Origin of the sequence: Thermoanaerobacter ethanolicus JW 200, assembly GCF_003722315.1 — a bacterium.
GTDB classification, from domain to species: domain Bacteria; phylum Bacillota; class Thermoanaerobacteria; order Thermoanaerobacterales; family Thermoanaerobacteraceae; genus Thermoanaerobacter; species Thermoanaerobacter ethanolicus.
The window spans coordinates 561249-578907 of sequence record NZ_CP033580.1 but is presented as its reverse complement, the minus strand read 5'-3'; the positions used below and the strand labels follow the sequence as shown (position 1 = coordinate 578907).

Below are 17659 nucleotides of genomic sequence, written 5' to 3'. Positions count from 1 at the left end.
TTATTTAGAATGTCCACTCCTTGAAAAATATATCCATCCTCTTCTGTTAAGATATCTTATAAACATTATCAACCTTTCATAAAGAGGCTCAACTTCATCTCCAAATTTTTCTTTTAGTTTTTGCCCTATTTCATAAACATTCCTCTCACCATCTATTAAATTCCATACAGCACTTCCTATTTCATCTAACTCTAAAGTAGTGGTCTTTGGCCTTTTAACAAAAAGCCTCACTGTTTTTTCAATCAATTTGTTATGATGAAATATAAACACTACTTTTCCTTTCCTATTTTCCCATTCTACCTTATCACTACGATGAGGTACATAAAGCAAGAAATTGTCGCTCTTTTTTCCTTTGCTTTTCATCTCTTCCACCCTTTACAATCAACACTCCCACTTTAGATGGGAGTGTTGATTTTTTAAGCCTCTTCTTTATCATTCTTACAAGTGTATAAATATAGGAACAATCCAACTAACAAGAACATTATTAATGAAAACCACGGTGCAAACGATGAGGTATTTGTAATCCAATTAGAAGCAAAATCTATATTTATCTTTAAAGCCACAAAAGCAGCAATAATAAGTCCCATTAAGGCATCTCCAGCAACAAGTCCTGAGGCAATGAGAATACCTTTTTCCACTTTTTCTTTTTGCAATTTTTCGTTTTTCCTGTAACGTTGATCAACTATCCATCTTATTATACCACCAACTGCAATAGCGGCACTTAATTCAAAAGGCAAATAAAGTCCTAATGCAAATGGCAGTACAGGAACGTGCATCATCTCCGCCATTATCCCCATAAAAACACCTGCTATTATAAAGGTCCAAGGCAAGTCACCTGTCATAATGCCTTTTACAACCATTGACATGATGGTAGCTTGAGGCGCTGGAATATCTTTTGAGCCGAAACCGTAGGCATTATTTAAAAGTATTAAAATTAATCCAGCAAATACTGAGGCGGCTATTATACCAACATAGGTAAATATCTCAACATATTTGGGAGTTCCACCTATAATAAAAGTAGTCTTCAGAGATTGTGCATTTGCTCCAGCTATAGCAGTAGCAACACATACTATACCCCCAATGGTAATAGCTATTACCATCCCTTCGTTTCCAACAACCCCAATAAGTTTCAAAGCAGATGTTACAATGAGCAATGTAGCTATTGTCATACCAGACACAGGATTGTTAGAAACTCCTACCAGTCCTGTAATTCTTGCGGATACAACTGCAAAGAAGAAGGCAAACAATATTGCTAACAAACTTCCTAATGCAGTAACACCAAGAGAAGGTGCTAACCATGCTACAAAAAATACAAAGGCCGCTCCAAATATTACCCACGTTAAGGAAACATCAATATCTGTCCTTTTAACATCTTTGCCTTTCATTCCTAACCCTACCATTGATTCTCTAAAAGCTTTTACTATCGTAGGAAGAGCTTTTATTAAACTTATGAAACCTCCTGCTAAAACGCCACCTGCACCTATATACCTAATATATTTACTCCATATGGCACCCGCAGACATATCTTTAATAAGGTCCGTAGCAGGGTATACTGGGGTGGTAAGTCCTGCCCCAAAGAATTTTATAAGAGGTATTAACCCTAACCAAGCAAGAACACTACCAGCCAACATGTAAAGTGCTACATCCAAACCAACAATAAAGCCAACACCCATTAAAGAAGCAAGTACATTTACACCTACTTCCGTACTTTCAAACCTCTTTATAACCCAAGAAGGGTTTTCTGACCATATTCCAAAGCCACCAGATAAAAGCTTGTAAATTCCACCTACTAACATGCCTGATAAAACTGTCATAAAGCCTGTTCCACCCTGATTGCTGGTCACAAGTACTTCAGCAGCAGCCATTCCTTCAGGATAGATAAGTTTGCCATGTTCTTCAACTGTCAAATATCTTCTTAAAGGAATTACAAATAAAGCACCTAAAAGTCCACCTACTAAAACGACAAAAACAATTCTAATTAAAGTAAATTGGTCCTCGAATCCCCACAAAATAATAGCAGGAAGAGTAAATATGATGCCACCCGCCAGGCTTTCACCTGTTGCAGCAATAGCCATCACTAAGTTTGACTCTAATATGCTATCTCGCTTAAAAACACCTTTTAATAAAGCCGTTGCTAATACTGCAGCCGGGATAGCGGCACTAATTGTCATCCCAGCTTTTAAACCTAAGTAGGCATTTGCAGCAGCAAAAAGTATAGCAAATAAGCTGCCAACTATGACTGCCACAGCTGTAAGTTCTGGAAGTGCTTTATCTGCCGGTATAAAGGGAATATATTCACTACCATGCACTCCACCGTAAGCATCATGAGACAATTTTCTCTTTTCTGAACCTTGTGCTTTGGCCATTTTAATCCTCCTATTCAAAATGATTTTGAACAAAATTTAACAAATTTTGTCCTTTTATGTCATCCCCCCTCTATTTGTGTCTAATTAAACATTTACATTTAAAAACTATACACAATTTATACTACACTATATTATTCTTCAAAATATAAAAAAATCCTTCTATTTCTTAAAAATTTTTTGTATACAAAAAAGACGCCAATATGACGCTTCCAGTTTGTTGACAAAGTCAAAAATTTTTAAAATAGGATATTTTGCATCGTCACTCCGATGTTCCAAAGCGACAAAACTAAACTCGACCTTCGGGTTCCGGCAGGGTACCGGGCACATTCGACATCCTTGTCTTAGTGCCCGCCTCCGCCTTCCTTGGCTTCGGCCCTGCCTCCACCCTTGGTCTTGTTAAGTTTTGTTGCCGCTTTGTCACAAGTCGTTCCTTATGCAAAATATCCTATTTTCGAAAGTTTGTCTACAGTCTGAATGCGTCAATATGACGCCTCTATTTCCTATATATTATTGCTCCAAGATTTTTTAACTTTTCTTCCATTTTTACATAGCCTCTGTCAATATGATAAATATCATTTATTTCAGTTTTACCTTCTGCAATAAGTCCAGCCAATACTAAGGCTGCTCCCGCCCTTAAATCCGTTGCTTTAACTTCTGCACCTGTCAAATGTTCTACTCCTGTAACAACAGCACTTCTTCCTTCTATCTTTATATTTGCCCCCATACGCTTTAGCTCATCCACATGCATAAATCTATTTTCAAAAACTGTTTCTATTATAACGCTTGTCCCTTTTGCCACTGTCATCATAGCCATCATTTGAGCTTGCATATCTGTAGGAAAGCCTGGATAAGGAAGAGTTTTTATGTCCACCGCTTTATAATTTTTAATTCCTTTGACTCGCAGTCCTTTAGGTTCTTCTGTTATCTTAATTCCGCATTCTGTTAATTTCGCAATTATAGACCTGACGTGATCCACTATGACATTTTCTATAAGAACATTTCCTCCAGTCATTGCAGCTGCTACCATAAAGGTCCCCGCTTCAATTCTATCTGGTATGACAGTATGCTCAGCCCCTTTTAGCTCTTTTACTCCTTCAATTCTTATTGTATCTGTACCAGCACCCTTAATATTCGCTCCCATCTTGTTGAGAAAATTGGCAAGGTCAACAATTTCCGGCTCTTCCGCAGCATTTTCTATTATAGTAACTCCTTCTGCAAAAACTGCCGCCATCATGATGTTTTCTGTAGCTCCAACACTTGGAAAATCTAAATAAATTTTTTTGCCTGTCAATTTTTTAGCTCGTGCTTCTACATAACCATGTCCTATAGTAATATCTGCTCCCAAAGTTTGAAATCCTTTCAAATGCAAATCTATTGGGCGAGAACCAATAGCACACCCACCTGGCATAGAAATTTTAGCATGCCCAAGCCTAGCAAGTATAGGTCCCATCACCAAAAACGATGCTCTCATTTTCTTCACCAAATCATATGGGGCTTCTACATCTTTAATATCCACTTTTATCTTTAATTTCTCATTTTCAAATTCACATATAGCACCAAAATGCTTAATTAACTCTATCATGACATTGACATCCTCTAAAGTAGGTATGTCGTCTAGCACTATTTCTCCTGATGATAATAAAGAAGCGGCAATTATAGGTAATACAGAATTTTTAGCTCCACTTATTTTTACACTTCCTTTAAGGGGTGGACTTTTTTCAACAATAAATTTCGTTTTTATCACCTTCTTTTAATATTCTATAGCTATAATAGGTGTTGCAACCCACAAATAAGTCTTATCATCAAAAGAACTATATCTTATTGCTACGTTTAAATTTATTTTTTCACTTCCTAATTTAATATATTCTTTTAATTTGCTCGAATAAGCAGAAACACTTATTATGTTTTCATCTTCCATTCCTTCTACTTTTTGTGCATGTAATTTGTCAAGTACTAATTTAACTATACTACTATTTTTTTCTTTATTCAACTTACCTTTAAAAGTTCCGACAAAACATACTGTTACCTTAGGTTTTATCTTGAATATTTTAAAAGTATTATTTATAAGTGCCTTCTCTTTTAAAGCATTGTCATAACCGTTAATAAGATATTCGTCTATTAACATATAAGTTTCGCTCTTTGAACCATTTTTTAAACTTTGAACTGCTATGTTTATATGTCTAGTGTTTTCCGTATATTCCACTTCCACTTGTCTAAAATTGTTTTCTTCAATGCGAGATATTTTGGTTTTTTGCTTATTGATATTCATGTTTTTTATCGCTATTTCGACATATTCATTTATTTTGTAAAAAGATGTAAAATCATTGTTAATCTTTGCCCATGCGTTTATATTTGCATATTCATATTTTGCACCCGTATTTAAGAAAGTCATCTTTACAAGTTCTACATTATCATCAAAAGAAAGAAAAGCTTGTCTTTGGACACTCAATGAAAATAAAACTGTAAAAATTATTATTCCTATAATTATCCTCTTAACCATACCTCATACCTCCATATATACTTTCTTAAAGAGAAAAGGCGGTAAAATATCAGCGAATCCACAAGGGGGAGAATGGATCCGCCGATTTTTACCGCCCTTCTATTTTTAATTATTAACGGAAATAACAAGATTTATTCATCAATCTAAAAAATTTCATTATTTACATAATAGGAAAAACGGACATCTATTAGAAATAATTAGATAAAAAGAGAATAAGTCAGAAAAGGTCAGATATGTGTAGATAAATTTTCCTGGTGAACTTTTTTAGTCAAATAAGGTCAAAAATCAAATTTGTTTTATAATTTTTATAAAGTAAAATTATAAGTGGAAGGAAAAATCTCTCAAAAAGGAGGCGTAGTATATGTTCTGGGTAACACTTATTGTAGTAGGACTTATATCTAGTCTTGTATTTCATCCTTTGTTCAATTCCAAAGCTGGAGAATCTTACGGCGAAAAGCTAAATAAAATCTACGGAACATATTGGGCAGCACTAGTTGCACATCTAATAGGAGCATGGCTTGGCGGCGCTTATCTTGGCAAATGGGGCTGGATAGTCGCTGATTACAACGTAATAGGTGGATTCATTGGAGCAATAGTAATTGGTTATTTGTGGTACCTAATCGCTAAAAGTCAAACAAAAGCAGAAGCTAATAAATAAAATAAATTCATAAAAGCGGGGTTTACTCCCCGCTTTTATATTCCTCTGGCTTTGTGTCACTCAAGTTAAACGCATATTTTATCGCCTGAATTATTCTCAAAGAGGCTTTACCATCACCATAGGGATTTACCGCATTAGCCATTTTATCATATTCTTCCTTGTTTTCAAGAAGCAATGTTCCTTCATTGTATACAACTTCCTGTTCTGTTCCAATTACTTTTACTGTCCCTGCTTCAACAGCCTCCGGTCTTTCTGTAACATCTCTCAAAACAAGCACGGGTTTGCCCAGAGAAGGTACTTCTTCCTGTAAGCCCCCCGAATCAGTCATCACCATATGGCATTTTGCCATGAGATTGTGCATTTCGTCTGTATCAAGAGGGTCCAAAAGAAGCACATTGCCAAGTTCCCCCAACATGCTAAATACAGTTTCTCTCACTACAGGGTTTTTATGGACAGGATATACTATATAAACATCCTTGTAATTTTGAGCAATCCTTTTGAGGGCATTGCATATATTTTCAAGAGGTTTACCCCAATTTTCTCTTCTATGAGCTGTAACTACAATAACTTTTTTATCATGGTAATCAATTTGGTTGAGCCGTTCATCCCTAAAAACATAATCTTTCTTTACAGTATATGCCATTGCATCTATGACAGTATTGCCTGTAACAAAAATGCTTTCTTCACTTACTCCTTCTTTTAAAAGATTCAATTTTGCCCTGCTTGTAGGAGCAAAGTGTAAATCTGTCAAAACTCCTGTAAGCTTTCTGTTTATCTCTTCGGGATATGGAAACCATTTGTTAAAAGACCTCAGCCCTGCTTCTACATGTCCCACCTTAATTTTGTGATAAAAAGCTGCTAATGCAGCAGCAAAAGTTGTTGTAGTATCTCCGTGTACAAGTACAAGGTCCGGCTTTTCGCTATTAAAGACTCTTTCAAGCCCTATAAGGGCAGAAGTAGTAATTTCAGATAATGTCTGTTTTTCTTTCATGATGTTCAAATCATAATGCGGAGTAATATTAAAAAGCCTCAGCACCTGATCGAGCATCTCCCGGTGCTGGGCTGTAACGCAAACTTTTGATTCAAAATCTTTTTCTCTTTCCAAAGCTTTAATAAGAGGTGCCATTTTAATAGCTTCAGGTCTTGTCCCAAAAACAGATATGATTTTTAATGTCATAATTTTACACTCCTTAATATGTTGCAATTATCAACGAGCTTGTGTACCTTTTTTTTGCCTTTCTAAAAGCTCAAGTTTATCTGCACCCCACATTACAAGCAAAATTGAAATTAAAAGGATTATCAGTCCTTTTAATTCGCTACTGAAAGATATCAATATAGCACTTATTCCTAGCAACAGACTTACGCCGTACATTATAAGCACAGCCTGTTTTTGTGTAAGGCCTTTTTCTAAAAGCCTGTGGTGCAAATGTCCTTTATCTGCTTCCATAATTGGTTTGCCGTTTATTAATCTTCTAATAATTGCAAAGGCTGTGTCAAATATCGGAACTCCTAAGGCAAGAATTGGCACTGCAATGGCGATTGCCGCTGCTGATTTTACTGCTCCTTGTATGGATATAGCTGCCAGCACAAATCCTAAAAACATAGACCCTGTATCTCCCATAAAAATTTTTGCAGGATTAAAATTGTAAGGCAAAAAACCTAAAGCAGCACCAGCAATAGCGATTGAAATAACAGCGGTTGCAAATCTGCCATTTAAAAGAGAGACTATAAAAAGAGAACCCGATGATATGACTGCTATTCCTGCTGCCAGTCCATCAAGGCCATCGATGAGATTCATAGTATTTGTAATCCCTACTACCCAAAAAAGCGTAAGAGGAATGGCTACCCAGCTTTTCAGATATATCATTCCATCTCCCAAAGGATTAGAAAGCCAATCTATTCTCACACCACTTATTATTAGTACTACGGCTGCTACAACTTGTCCTAAAAGTTTAATTTTTGCACTAAGACTGTACTTATCGTCAAACAATCCCAAGACTGCAATTATTGTGGCTCCTAAGACTATACCAATGGTTTCAGAAGTTTTGGGCAAAAAGAGTAATATGCTTATTATCGTACCAGAAAATATAGCCAATCCACCTAATCTGGGTATAGGTTTTGTATGGATGCGTCTTTCTTCATCAGGTATATCAATGGCTCCAATCGCAAAAGCCAATTTTTTCGCTATGGGAGTAGCAATAAGTGACACTATAAATGCCACAATAAAAGATAGGAGGTATACCTTCATTTTTTAACACTCCTTGAGAGTTTTTCACTCTATCTTATTCATTTGATTTAATATACACCACTATTATTTTATCTCTCAATTTTTACTAAGTCAACATTTGCTTCTTTTAGAAGCTTAAAAGCTAACTCATCGGGGTACTCCTCTTCATATACAATCCGCTTAACTCCTGCATTGATTAGCATTTTAGCGCATATAACACAGGGGCTAGCGCTTACATATAAAGTAGCCCCCTTGGTACTTACTCCATGCAATGCTGCTTGTATAATCGCATTTTGCTCTGCATGTACTCCTCTGCAAAGTTCTGGCCTTTCTCCCGACGGTATTCCTAATTGCTCCCTCAAACAGCCTGTCTCTTCACAATGGGCAAGCCCTGTAGGAGGACCATTATATCCTGTTGAAATTATGTGTTTGTCCACCACCAAAATAGCCCCTACTTGTCTTCTAAGACAAGTAGAGCGAGTTTTTACAACATCTACAATTTGCATAAAATATTCATCCCATGAGGGTCTCATTTGTACATCCCTCGCTATCACTTTGTGCCGAAAAGCCTATCTCCTGCATCTCCTAAACCCGGTACAATATAACCATGTTCATTTAAACCTTGGTCTATGCTGGCTACGTAAATTGGAACCTCTGGATGGTCTCTGTGAACTGCCTCAATCCCTTCTGGAGCAGCTATTAAATTCACCAGTTTTATATTTTGTGCGCCTCTTTCTTTGAGAAAATGTATAGCAGCACAAGCAGAACCTCCTGTCGCAAGCATAGGGTCTACCACAATGAGGTCTCTTTCTGCTATGTCGGAAGGCAGTTTACAGTAATATTCTACAGGTTTTAAAGTTTCAGGGTCCCTGTAAATTCCTATATGTCCTACTTTAGCAGCTGGAATGAGTTTTAACATTCCATCCACCATTCCTAATCCTGCCCTTAATATAGGGATTATTCCTAATTTTTTCCCTGCAATCACTTTTGTCTTTGCCACTGCCACTGGAGTTTTTACCTCTATCTCTTCAAGAGGCAAATCCCTTGTTACCTCATATGCCATAAGCATAGCAATTTCTTCTACTAATTCTCTAAATTCTTTAGAACCTGTATTTTCATCTCTTATAAGGCTTATTTTATGTTGAATAAGTGGATGGTCAATGACAAATACATTTTTATACATTTTTTACCTCCTGTAAGTTTAAAATTTCTTTTCTAATCACAAATTAATATCATTTGCTATACTTTTTCTCAATTTCCGCTATTTTGTCAATCCTTCTCTGATGACGTCCTCCTTGGAAAGTTGCATTTAACCATTCTTCCACCATCATCACAGCAAGTCCTGGTCCTGTAATGCGTCCTCCCAAGCACAAAATATTAGCATTGTTGTGTTCCTTAGCGGCTTTTGCTGAAAAAACATCTTCTGCATGAGCAGCTCTAATTCCTGGTACTTTATTTGCCGCTATTGACATACCAATGCCTGTCCCACAGACTAAAATTCCTTCGCTGCACTCATGAGATGCAACAGCCTCTGCTACTTTGAGGGCATAATCTGGATAATCGACAGATTCTGTACTAAAAGTTCCAAAATCTTTATAGGCTATTCCTTTTTCATCTAAATACTTTTTTATAGCTTCTTTAAGTTCATAGCCACCATGGTCAGCTCCTAATGCAATCACCATTTTACCCTTCCTTTCTTGTGAAATTTTTGTTATGATCTTTGAAATTAAATCCTCTAACTCTCGAGCTGTCTCTCTATACACCTCTATAGGCATGCCGTAAGGGTCCTCAACCTCTCCCTCTAGCCCTACAAATTCTTTTATAGTAAAAACTTTATTGGAATATTCTGGGTACTTAGAAAGTATGCTCTGTTTATGAGAATTCGACATAGCTAAAATTAAATCAGCCTCTTCTAAATCTTGACGTCTTAAACTTTTTGACCTGTGGTTTGAAATATCTATATTATAATCCTGTTTTAATACTTCTATTGCTTCTTGTGAAGCTGGAAAACCTTCTGGAGCAAATACTCCAGCAGATTTTGCTTCAAAGTCCTTACCGAAAGCTTTCGCTTTGTCATTAAAAAGTCCCTCTGCCATAGGGCTTCTACAGGTATTCCCAGTGCACACAAATAATACTTTCATGGCAATTCTCCTTCAGCACTTATTTCTTTATAACCGGCAGCTTTTTCTAATCTATTCATAATAGCAAGTCCAATGTTGTCATATTCAAAACTTTCAGCAAAAATGACATCTACTCCCTTTTTGTCAAATTGTCGTAAGACTGCAAAAAGATTCTTCGCTATCGTCTCTGGTCTATTTCTATCCCCTACGACAATAATTTCTCCTTTTTCATATTGTGTCGAAGTTTGTACCGTTGCCATTATACCAACTTTTTTACCATATTTCAATTGTTCTTCTGTCAATTCTTGAATTTTTTTTACAACTTTCTCGAGGTCTCCTGTCACTATATAGACCTCCGCGTTAGGAGAATAATGCTTGTACTTCATGCCAGGAGACTTAGGCTTTAAATCTTCCTTTGGCTTTTTTAAAAGTGAAGGATCCACTTCAACATTTCCTATCACTTCTTTAAGCATTTCCAAAGTAACTGCTCCCGGTCTTAAAATGACCGGCACCTTTTCTGTCAAATCCAAAACAGTAGATTCTACGCCAACATCACATTTTCCTCCATCTATTATTACATCTACTTTTCCATACAAATCTTCAATAACGTGAGAAGCATCAGTAGGACTAGGCTTACCTGAAACATTAGCGCTGGGAGCAGATATAGGTACTTCTGCCCTTTTGATTAAAAGATGAGCAATCGGATTTGAAGGCATCCTTATAGCTACAGTATCCATGCCAGCCGTATTAACATAGGGTACTTTTTCTGATTTTTTAAAAATAAGTGTTAAAGGGCCTGGCCAAAATTTCTTCATAAGAGTTTTAGCTTTTTGAGGTACATCTTCGACAAGGTCATAAATCTGCTTTAGTTCTGCGATATGAACAATAAGAGGGTTATCTTGAGGCCTTCCCTTTGCTATAAATATTTTTTTTACAGCCTCTTCATTAAAAGAATTAGCTCCAATTCCATAAACTGTCTCTGTAGGAAAAGCCACAAGTCCCCCTTCTCTTATCACATTTGCTGCAAAATCAATAAGCTCAATTTCTGGATCATTTTTATTAATGCGTACTATTTTTGTCATTTAAGGCACTCCTTGTAGAATTAAAACTTACAAATGCTTTGTTATTATTATACCACCTATAATACCTAATATCATCCCCAAAATAGAAATTTCTCCTTTATAAATATTTCTGGCTTCAGGAATTATATCACCACAGGTCACATACAACATAGCCCCTCCTGCTATACCTAAATTAAGTCCAATAAAATAAGGGGATATACCACCCGTCAAAACTCCAATTAAAGCCCCTATTCCTGTAGGAATCCCAGCTAATACGGTGTATATTACATTTTTATAAGGAGGTATGCCGCCTGCAGAAAATGGCGTTGCCATTGCTAAACCCTCAGGAAAATCGTGCAAAGCAATAACCAATGCGATGTTAATACCTAATGACTGAGATACCATAAAACCAGAGCCCACTGCAAGTCCCTCAGGAAAATTATGTAAAGCAATTGCAATTCCTAATAATACACCTTCTTTTATGAAGCCTCCAGCGATATCCATATTTTCTATTATCATGTCAAAAAAAGAAATCAAAATAGCTCCTATTAATATCCCAATTGTCCCCAATGTAAGACCTGCTATATCAAAAGCATGAGGCAACAGGTCAAAAACTACAATAGAGAGCATCAAGCCCGCAGTAATCCCCATAATTCCACTAAAAAATCTAGCAGAAGGGTTTTTGAAAAAATATGTAGCTGCTCCCCCCAGCCCTGTGCCAATCACTCCAACCAAAGAGCCTATTATCATAGCATTGAAGGTAGACATAAAAACATCCCCTTAATTTTTAAATCTACTTCAAATGTATTAAATCGTTATTGAACTTATGCTTAGCACAAAAAAATTCGCTCGAAGGTAGGAGGACCATCGAGCGAATAAAGCGTCCTCTATAGAGGACAGCTGGGGGGCAATGTTAAATTGTATGTATTTTGTCACATACTGCTATTTCTTAGTTTAACTTAATAAAGTGTTTTTTTATAATTATAATTTATAACGATTATTTAGTCAAGCACAAAAATTTAAATTATACCTATATTTTTTGATAATACACACTTCATATCCTTTTAAGGAATAAAAAAGAACAGGTTTCCCTGTTCCTTTAATTTAAATTCATATTCTTGAGTTTTTCTGCCTGGTCATTTAAAATTAAAGCATCTATAATTTCATCCAAGTCCCCATCAAGAACTTCCTGTAATCTATATAAAGTTAAACCTATTCTGTGGTCAGTGACTCTACCTTGTGGAAAATTGTAAGTTCTTATCCTCTCGCTCCTTTCCCCAGTACCTACTTGGGATTTCCGTGTCTCAGCAATTTCTCTTTGTTGTTCTTGTAGAGCCATTTCATAAAGCTTTGCTCGCAAAATTTTAAGAGCTCTTTCTCTATTTTGAATCTGTGACCTTTCATCTTGGCAAGTTACGACAATTCCTGTTGGAATATGGGTAACTCTGACTGCGGAATCAGTCGTATTTACACTCTGCCCTCCATGACCGCCTGACCTAAATACATCTACCTTTATATCATTTGGATTTATCTCTACATCAACTTCCTCGACTTCAGGCAAAACTGCCACTGTAGCGGTAGAAGTGTGAATCCTTCCCCCGGCTTCAGTGGTTGGAACCCTTTGAACCCTATGAACACCACTTTCGTATTTTAACCTGCTGTAAGCCCCTTTTCCAGAAATATTCAAAATTACTTCTTTAAATCCTCCGATATCTGTTTCATTGGAGCTCATTATTTCTACTTTCCAACCTTTTTTCTCTGCATACATGGAATACATCCTAAAAAGGTCATGGGCAAAAAGAGCTGCCTCTTCTCCTCCTGCTCCTGCCCTAATCTCCATTATGACGTTTTTCTCATCATTTGGGTCTTTTGGTATTAAAAGAATTTTTATCTCCTCTAATAATTTTTCTTTTTTTTCTTCTAATTGAGAAAGTTCTTCCTCTGCCATCTCTTTAAGTTCTTCATCATTTGAAGACAACAACTCTTTTGTAGCCTCTATATCTTCCAAAACTTTTTTGTATTCTCTGTATTTTAACACAATATCTTCAATAGCCGCATGCTCTTTTACATACTTTCTCCATTCATTTACATTTGAAATAATATTAGGGTCACTTATTTTTTGACTTAATTCTACATATCTATCTTCTATTGCTTGCAATTTATCAATCATTATCTCACCTCAAAGATTGATTATACCACATATTATCTTTTGTGAAAACTATAACTTATACTTCGCTATTATCACTCTGTCAATACCCGCCAAATCTTTAATTATTTCAATATCCTTAAATCCATCTTTTTCTAAAAAATTAGTTATTTCTTCTTTTTGGCCATATCCTATTTCAAAGCCAATTTTTCCGCCTGATTTCATATAAAAAGGAGCTTCTTTTATAATTTTTTTGTAGAAGAAAAGTCCGTCTTCTCCTCCATCTAACGCGACAATAGGCTCTTTTTTTACTTCTTCCTGCAGTAGCTCAATTTCATTTCTTTTAATGTAGGGAGGATTTGACACAATAAAGTCAAACTTTAAATTTGGCGGAAGATTACGAAAGAGGTCACTTTCTATAAAGAATATCCTATCTAAAACTCCTTGCTTTTCAGCATTGTACTTTGCAACTTCAATAGCTTTTTTGCTGATGTCAACTGCGTACACAGTACAATCTGCAAAATATTTAGATATGCTTACAGCTATAGCACCGCTACCAGTACCTATATCCAAAATTACATTTCCTCTTTCCACCCTTTTTAACACTTCTTCTACAAGAATCTCTGTCTCTGGCCTAGGAATTAACACGTTCTCATCTACAAAAAACTCTAATCCCATAAAATGCTGCTTTTTTACAATGTACTGATAAGGAATGTGAGATTTTCTCATATTTAAAAGTCCTAAAAACTTTGCTAACTCCCCTTCCTCCACTTCATCTTCTCTTTTAATTATTAGATTTATCCTATCCATCCCCAAACAGTAAGCAAGGAGCAGTTCCGCTTCAAGTTTAGGATTTTCGCAAATATTTTTAAGTTCTTTTGCCCCCAAATTTATTGCCTCATATATTTTCAAATTCACGTCCTCCCTCATCTTCTAAAACACTTTTTAGTGATGCAATAGCAACTTCTAATTGACTGTCATCAGGCTCCCTTGTGGTAAGCTTTTGTAATAGCAAGCCAGGATATACAAAAGCCGTTATTATTTTATTGTCACTTCGCCCCGCTAATTTTATTATTTCATAAGATATACCAGCAACTACAGGAAGCAAAAGAATTCTACTAAGTATCCTTATATAAAGAGTAGGCCATTTTAAAAAAGAAAAAACTATTATAGAAACTATCATGACTATGAAGAGGAAATTTGTCCCACATCGAGGGTGTAAAGTAGTATATTTGCGAGCATTTTCCACTGTCAATTCCTCTTCATGCTCAAGGCAATGAATAGCTTTATGCTCTGCCCCATGATATTCGAATATTCTTCTTATATCTTTCATCTGTGATATTAATACAAGATACAAAATAAAAATAGCAACTCTTAACAATCCTTCGACAAAATTTATAACTACAGTATTTTTTGTAAATAATTTGATATAATCGGCTACATATGTCGGCCCGATAAAAAATATGATAATTGATAAAATTAAAGATATTGCGACAGAAAAATACATCAAAACATCATCTAACTTATCTCCAAAAATTTTTTGTAAAAATGAATCAAATTTTGAAATATTTTCCTCATCTTCTTCTTCAAAAAGTTCTGCAGAATAAGTAAGGCTTTTTATACCTATGATAAGAGAATCAAAAAGAGCAAAAGTACCTCTTATAAAAGGCAATGAAAAAAATTTATTCCTTTTAGTCAAGGGTTTTACATACTCTTTATTTATAATTATTTCATCTCCTTTTCGTACAGCTGTCGCTACGCTATTGTGTCCTCTCATCATAACTCCTTCAATTACTGCTTGACCACCTATATCGGTTTTCTTCATCTCTACACCTCTTTTCTATGTACGAGGAACTTCATGGCATTTTCGACACCTTGCTTCATAGGTTTCATGGGCCCCTACTAAAATGATTGGGTCATCGTATTTTGCAGGTTTCCCATTGATAAGCCTTTGAGTGCGAGTAGCAGGATTGCCACATTTCACACATATAGCCGTCAGTTTATCTACAGACTCCGCAATTGCCATTATATCAGGAGTAGGGCCAAAAGGTTCCCCCCTAAAGTCCATATCTAAGCCAGCACAAATGACTCTTTTGCCTAGATCTGCAATTTCTCTTACAACATCCACAATCGAATGGTCAAAAAACTGAATTTCATCAATTGCGATAACCTCTGTGTCTTCTTCTAAAAGCTCAATTATTTCAGAAGCCTTTACTACACTAATAGCATTTATATTAGTGCCATTGTGAGATACCACCTTGTCAATAGAATATCTATCGTCAATAGCCGGTTTAAAGACTTGTACTTTTTGTTTGGCAATTTGGGCTCTTTTAATCCTTCTTATGAGTTCTTCACTTTTACCGCTAAACATAGGACCAACTATAGCCTCTATAAAACCATGATCCAAAGAACCGTATATCATAAAAACCACCTTTCTTAATGTCAAATTAAAAACAAAAGGTTAGAGTCTTCACCACTCTAACCCCCAAATTATTTTTCTTCTAAATTAAATCTCTTTCTAAATCTCTCGACTCTTCCACCTGTATCTACAATCTTCTGCTGGCCTGTAAAGAAGGGATGGCATTTGGAACATATTTCTACTCTAATTTCTTTCTTTGTAGAACCTGTTATAAAAGTATTTCCACATGCACACCTTACAACCGCATCATGATAATAGGTAGGATGTATATTCGGTTTCACAGCTTTCACCTCTTTCAACCAAAACTCATACGGAGAAATTATAACACAAGTTATACACAATATCAAGATTTATATAATTGTGCCCTTATCATATTTATAAACTCCGCATTAGATTTAGTTCGTATTAATTTTTCAATTAACATCTCTGTAACCTCTGTAGGCGGTAAATTTGACATAGCTTTCCTTAATATCCACATGGCCTCCAATTCTTCTTTTGTAAGCAGCAATTCTTCTTTTCTTGTACCCGATTTGTATATATCAATAGCAGGGAATATCCTTCGTTCTTGTAATTTTCTGTCAAGATGAAGTTCCATATTGCCTGTTCCTTTAAATTCTTCAAATATAACTTCATCCATACGGCTTCCCGTTTCAATCAAAGCAGTAGCAAGGATAGTTAAACTTCCACCCTCTTCTATATTCCTAGCTGCTCCAAAAAATCTTTTCGGAGGATGTAATGCAGAAGGGTCAATGCCACCAGAAAGAGTTCTTCCTGAAGGAGGTGTAATAAGGTTATAAGCTCTTGCCAGCCTGGTAATACTATCTAAAAGAATTACCACATCCTTTTTATACTCCACAAGTCTTTTAGCGTGCTCTAATACCATTTCAGCCACTTTAGTATGGTGTTCTGGGAGTTCATCAAAAGTAGAATATACTACTTCTCCTTTTATAGAACGTTTCATGTCAGTTACTTCTTCAGGGCGTTCATCAATTAAAAGCACAATGAGAATAACTTCTGGATGGTTTTGTGAAATGCTATTGGCAATTTGCTTAAGTAAAGTGGTTTTTCCTGCTTTTGGCGGTGCAACAATCATACCCCTTTGCCCTTTACCTATAGGAGCAATGATATCTACCAATCTCATGGAAAATTCTGTAGGTGAAGTCTCTAATCTCAATTTTTCATTTGGGAAAATAGGAGTTAATTCATCAAAGGGAATCCTTTTTTTGGCATTTTCGGGATCTTCACCATTTATAGATTCCACATAAAGAATTGCAGAATATTTTTCCCCTTCTCTAGGAATCCTTGTAATACCTCTTACTTTGTCGCCAACTTTTAAGCCAAAGCGCCTTATTTGCGATTGAGAAATATATATATCTTTGGGCCCTTGGACAAAGTTTTCCACTCTTAAAAATCCGTAACCATCTGGCAAAATATCAAGAATGCCTTCTGCCACTACATCTCCTTGTGTCTGTATAAGTTCTTTCAACGGATCGGAAAGTTCTTTAGCAATTGGCAAGTTCCCTTTTGAAGAAGTTGATTGAGCTTGTAAACCATTTGCGCTATTTTCAGTAACAATAGACTTTGCATAACCATTTTTCGATATGTTAGAATTAGTATTTGAAGTATCATCTGTACTTTTCTCTATCGTACTTTCTTGTAATCCTTCTGTTTGCCCTTCATTTAAACCTTCCTCTTTTTTGTTATCCTCTTGAATTAAATTTTCTCCATTTAATTGACTAGCTTTTTCCAAAATTTTTTCTCTCAGTTCTTGTTTTCTGTATTTCGTAATACTTTTAATGCCTAGCTCTTTTGCAATTTCTCTTAGTTCCATCAAACTCAAATTTTCCAAAGTATTAATATCAAAACGCAAAGGTACACCTCCCAAAAGTAGAATTTTAACAAACTAAGTCCTCATTACCTCATTTTTAAAAAAGTATAAGAGGGAACTTACCTGGAGGATAAAAATGAGAATTTCTGCACAACACACTTCTCGCAAAGGATACTATTAAAAAGCACAAAAAGAAAATGCTAAAAGAAATGAATACGTATAATCTTACTCTATTTTATTTATATTTTTTTGGAATGTCAAGTAGTTATTTTCAGTCCCAAAATTTATAATTGACAATTTATAGAAAATTTATACATAAAATATAAAAAGCGGG

At 35.6% G+C, this 17659-nt stretch carries 18 protein-coding genes and 1 pseudogene; 1 reads left to right on the top strand and 18 read right to left on the bottom strand.

Translation table 11 applies throughout. The features are described 5' to 3' along the window. The 4 genes from EB239_RS02910 to EB239_RS02895 all read right to left on the bottom strand — a co-directional run bounded on the left by EB239_RS02910 (window position 1) and on the right by EB239_RS02895 (window position 4866). Window positions 1–363, bottom strand: coding sequence for a PqqD family protein (locus tag EB239_RS02910; RefSeq protein WP_003868968.1), 363 nt, complete (start codon window positions 361–363; stop codon window positions 1–3). 53 nt (window positions 364–416) lie between these two features. Next, the gene (locus EB239_RS02905) at window positions 417–2366 is read right to left on the bottom strand and encodes an OPT family oligopeptide transporter (protein WP_003868967.1); all 1950 of its coding nucleotides are present in this window, start codon (window positions 2364–2366) and stop codon (window positions 417–419) included. 493 nt (window positions 2367–2859) lie between these two features. Then, on the bottom strand, window positions 2860–4110 hold the full coding sequence (murA, locus tag EB239_RS02900; protein WP_003868966.1) for a UDP-N-acetylglucosamine 1-carboxyvinyltransferase: 1251 nt from the start codon (window positions 4108–4110) through the stop codon (window positions 2860–2862). 6 nt (window positions 4111–4116) lie between these two features. Beyond that, window positions 4117–4866 (bottom strand): YwmB family TATA-box binding protein, encoded by a 750-nt coding sequence (locus EB239_RS02895; RefSeq protein ID WP_003868965.1) that lies wholly within the window; start codon window positions 4864–4866, stop codon window positions 4117–4119. Window positions 4867–5227: 361 nt separating this feature from the next. Between EB239_RS02895 and EB239_RS02890 the strand changes: the two genes are divergently transcribed. Further along, window positions 5228–5524: a hypothetical protein gene (locus EB239_RS02890; RefSeq protein ID WP_003868964.1), complete on the top strand. Its 297-nt coding sequence runs from the start codon at window positions 5228–5230 to the stop codon at window positions 5522–5524. Between the two features lie 22 nt (window positions 5525–5546). On the opposite strand, the gene wecB is transcribed toward EB239_RS02890, so the two are convergent. The 14 genes and pseudogenes from wecB to rho form a co-directional block, all read right to left on the bottom strand. Continuing rightward, window positions 5547–6701, bottom strand: a complete 1155-nt coding sequence (wecB, locus tag EB239_RS02885; RefSeq protein WP_003868963.1) for a non-hydrolyzing UDP-N-acetylglucosamine 2-epimerase — start codon at window positions 6699–6701, stop codon at window positions 5547–5549. A 30-nt stretch (window positions 6702–6731) separates the two neighbouring features. Further along, window positions 6732–7772, bottom strand: coding sequence for a glycosyltransferase family 4 protein (locus tag EB239_RS02880; protein WP_003868962.1), 1041 nt, complete (start codon window positions 7770–7772; stop codon window positions 6732–6734). A 68-nt stretch (window positions 7773–7840) separates the two neighbouring features. After that, window positions 7841–8284: a deoxycytidylate deaminase gene (locus EB239_RS02875; RefSeq protein ID WP_003868961.1), complete on the bottom strand. Its 444-nt coding sequence runs from the start codon at window positions 8282–8284 to the stop codon at window positions 7841–7843. A 17-nt stretch (window positions 8285–8301) separates the two neighbouring features. Then, window positions 8302–8934, bottom strand: a complete 633-nt coding sequence (gene upp, locus EB239_RS02870; RefSeq protein ID WP_003867307.1) for a uracil phosphoribosyltransferase — start codon at window positions 8932–8934, stop codon at window positions 8302–8304. A 49-nt stretch (window positions 8935–8983) separates the two neighbouring features. Further along, a complete protein-coding gene (gene rpiB, locus EB239_RS15345) occupies window positions 8984–9430 on the bottom strand; it encodes a ribose 5-phosphate isomerase B (protein ID WP_028986146.1) in 447 nt (148 codons plus the stop codon). A gap of 51 nt (window positions 9431–9481) precedes the next feature. After that, window positions 9482–9892 (bottom strand): annotated as a pseudogene (locus tag EB239_RS15340) (low molecular weight protein arginine phosphatase); the annotation flags it as partial. Further along, complete coding sequence (locus tag EB239_RS02860; RefSeq protein WP_003868959.1) at window positions 9889–10953, bottom strand: L-threonylcarbamoyladenylate synthase; 1065 nt, start codon at window positions 10951–10953, stop codon at window positions 9889–9891. The pseudogene EB239_RS15340 and the gene EB239_RS02860, both read right to left, overlap by 4 nt. A gap of 27 nt (window positions 10954–10980) precedes the next feature. Continuing rightward, window positions 10981–11700 carry a ZIP family metal transporter gene (locus tag EB239_RS02855; RefSeq protein WP_003868958.1) on the bottom strand — a complete coding sequence of 240 codons (720 nt, stop codon included), beginning with the start codon at window positions 11698–11700 and terminating at the stop codon, window positions 10981–10983. Between the two features lie 331 nt (window positions 11701–12031). Continuing rightward, window positions 12032–13102, bottom strand: coding sequence for a peptide chain release factor 1 (prfA, locus tag EB239_RS02850; RefSeq protein ID WP_003868957.1), 1071 nt, complete (start codon window positions 13100–13102; stop codon window positions 12032–12034). A 48-nt stretch (window positions 13103–13150) separates the two neighbouring features. Beyond that, entirely contained in the window at window positions 13151–13990 is an 840-nt protein-coding gene (prmC, locus tag EB239_RS02845) for a peptide chain release factor N(5)-glutamine methyltransferase (protein ID WP_003868956.1), read from the bottom strand. Further along, entirely contained in the window at window positions 13977–14903 is a 927-nt protein-coding gene (locus tag EB239_RS02840) for a DUF1385 domain-containing protein (RefSeq protein ID WP_003868955.1), read from the bottom strand. The genes prmC and EB239_RS02840 overlap by 14 nt, the downstream gene beginning before the upstream one ends. A 15-nt stretch (window positions 14904–14918) precedes the next feature. Further along, window positions 14919–15500: a thymidine kinase gene (locus tag EB239_RS02835; protein WP_003868954.1), complete on the bottom strand. Its 582-nt coding sequence runs from the start codon at window positions 15498–15500 to the stop codon at window positions 14919–14921. Between the two features lie 68 nt (window positions 15501–15568). Continuing rightward, window positions 15569–15778, bottom strand: coding sequence for a 50S ribosomal protein L31 (gene rpmE / locus EB239_RS02830; RefSeq protein WP_003867319.1), 210 nt, complete (start codon window positions 15776–15778; stop codon window positions 15569–15571). A 62-nt stretch (window positions 15779–15840) separates the two neighbouring features. Further along, the gene (gene rho / locus EB239_RS02825; RefSeq protein WP_003868952.1) at window positions 15841–17367 is read right to left on the bottom strand and encodes a transcription termination factor Rho; all 1527 of its coding nucleotides are present in this window, start codon (window positions 17365–17367) and stop codon (window positions 15841–15843) included. Window positions 17368–17659: the final 292 nt, after the last annotated feature.

Excerpts from the sequence above, each read along its gene's own strand:
- EB239_RS02910 (WP_003868968.1), bottom strand. The coding sequence starts at position 363 with ATGAAAAGCAAAGGAAAAAAGAGCGACAATTTCTTGCTTTATGTACCT.
- EB239_RS02905 (WP_003868967.1), bottom strand. The coding sequence starts at position 2,366 with ATGGCCAAAGCACAAGGTTCAGAAAAGAGAAAATTGTCTCATGATGCT.
- EB239_RS02895 (WP_003868965.1), bottom strand. The coding sequence starts at position 4,866 with ATGGTTAAGAGGATAATTATAGGAATAATAATTTTTACAGTTTTATTT.
- EB239_RS02890 (WP_003868964.1), top strand. The coding sequence starts at position 5,228 with ATGTTCTGGGTAACACTTATTGTAGTAGGACTTATATCTAGTCTTGTA.
- wecB (WP_003868963.1), bottom strand. The coding sequence starts at position 6,701 with ATGACATTAAAAATCATATCTGTTTTTGGGACAAGACCTGAAGCTATT.
- EB239_RS02880 (WP_003868962.1), bottom strand. The coding sequence starts at position 7,772 with ATGAAGGTATACCTCCTATCTTTTATTGTGGCATTTATAGTGTCACTT.
- EB239_RS02875 (WP_003868961.1), bottom strand. The coding sequence starts at position 8,284 with ATGAGACCCTCATGGGATGAATATTTTATGCAAATTGTAGATGTTGTA.
- upp (WP_003867307.1), bottom strand. The coding sequence starts at position 8,934 with ATGTATAAAAATGTATTTGTCATTGACCATCCACTTATTCAACATAAA.
- EB239_RS02860 (WP_003868959.1), bottom strand. The coding sequence starts at position 10,953 with ATGACAAAAATAGTACGCATTAATAAAAATGATCCAGAAATTGAGCTT.
- EB239_RS02855 (WP_003868958.1), bottom strand. The coding sequence starts at position 11,700 with ATGTCTACCTTCAATGCTATGATAATAGGCTCTTTGGTTGGAGTGATT.
- prfA (WP_003868957.1), bottom strand. The coding sequence starts at position 13,102 with ATGATTGATAAATTGCAAGCAATAGAAGATAGATATGTAGAATTAAGT.
- EB239_RS02840 (WP_003868955.1), bottom strand. The coding sequence starts at position 14,903 with ATGAAGAAAACCGATATAGGTGGTCAAGCAGTAATTGAAGGAGTTATG.
- EB239_RS02835 (WP_003868954.1), bottom strand. The coding sequence starts at position 15,500 with ATGATATACGGTTCTTTGGATCATGGTTTTATAGAGGCTATAGTTGGT.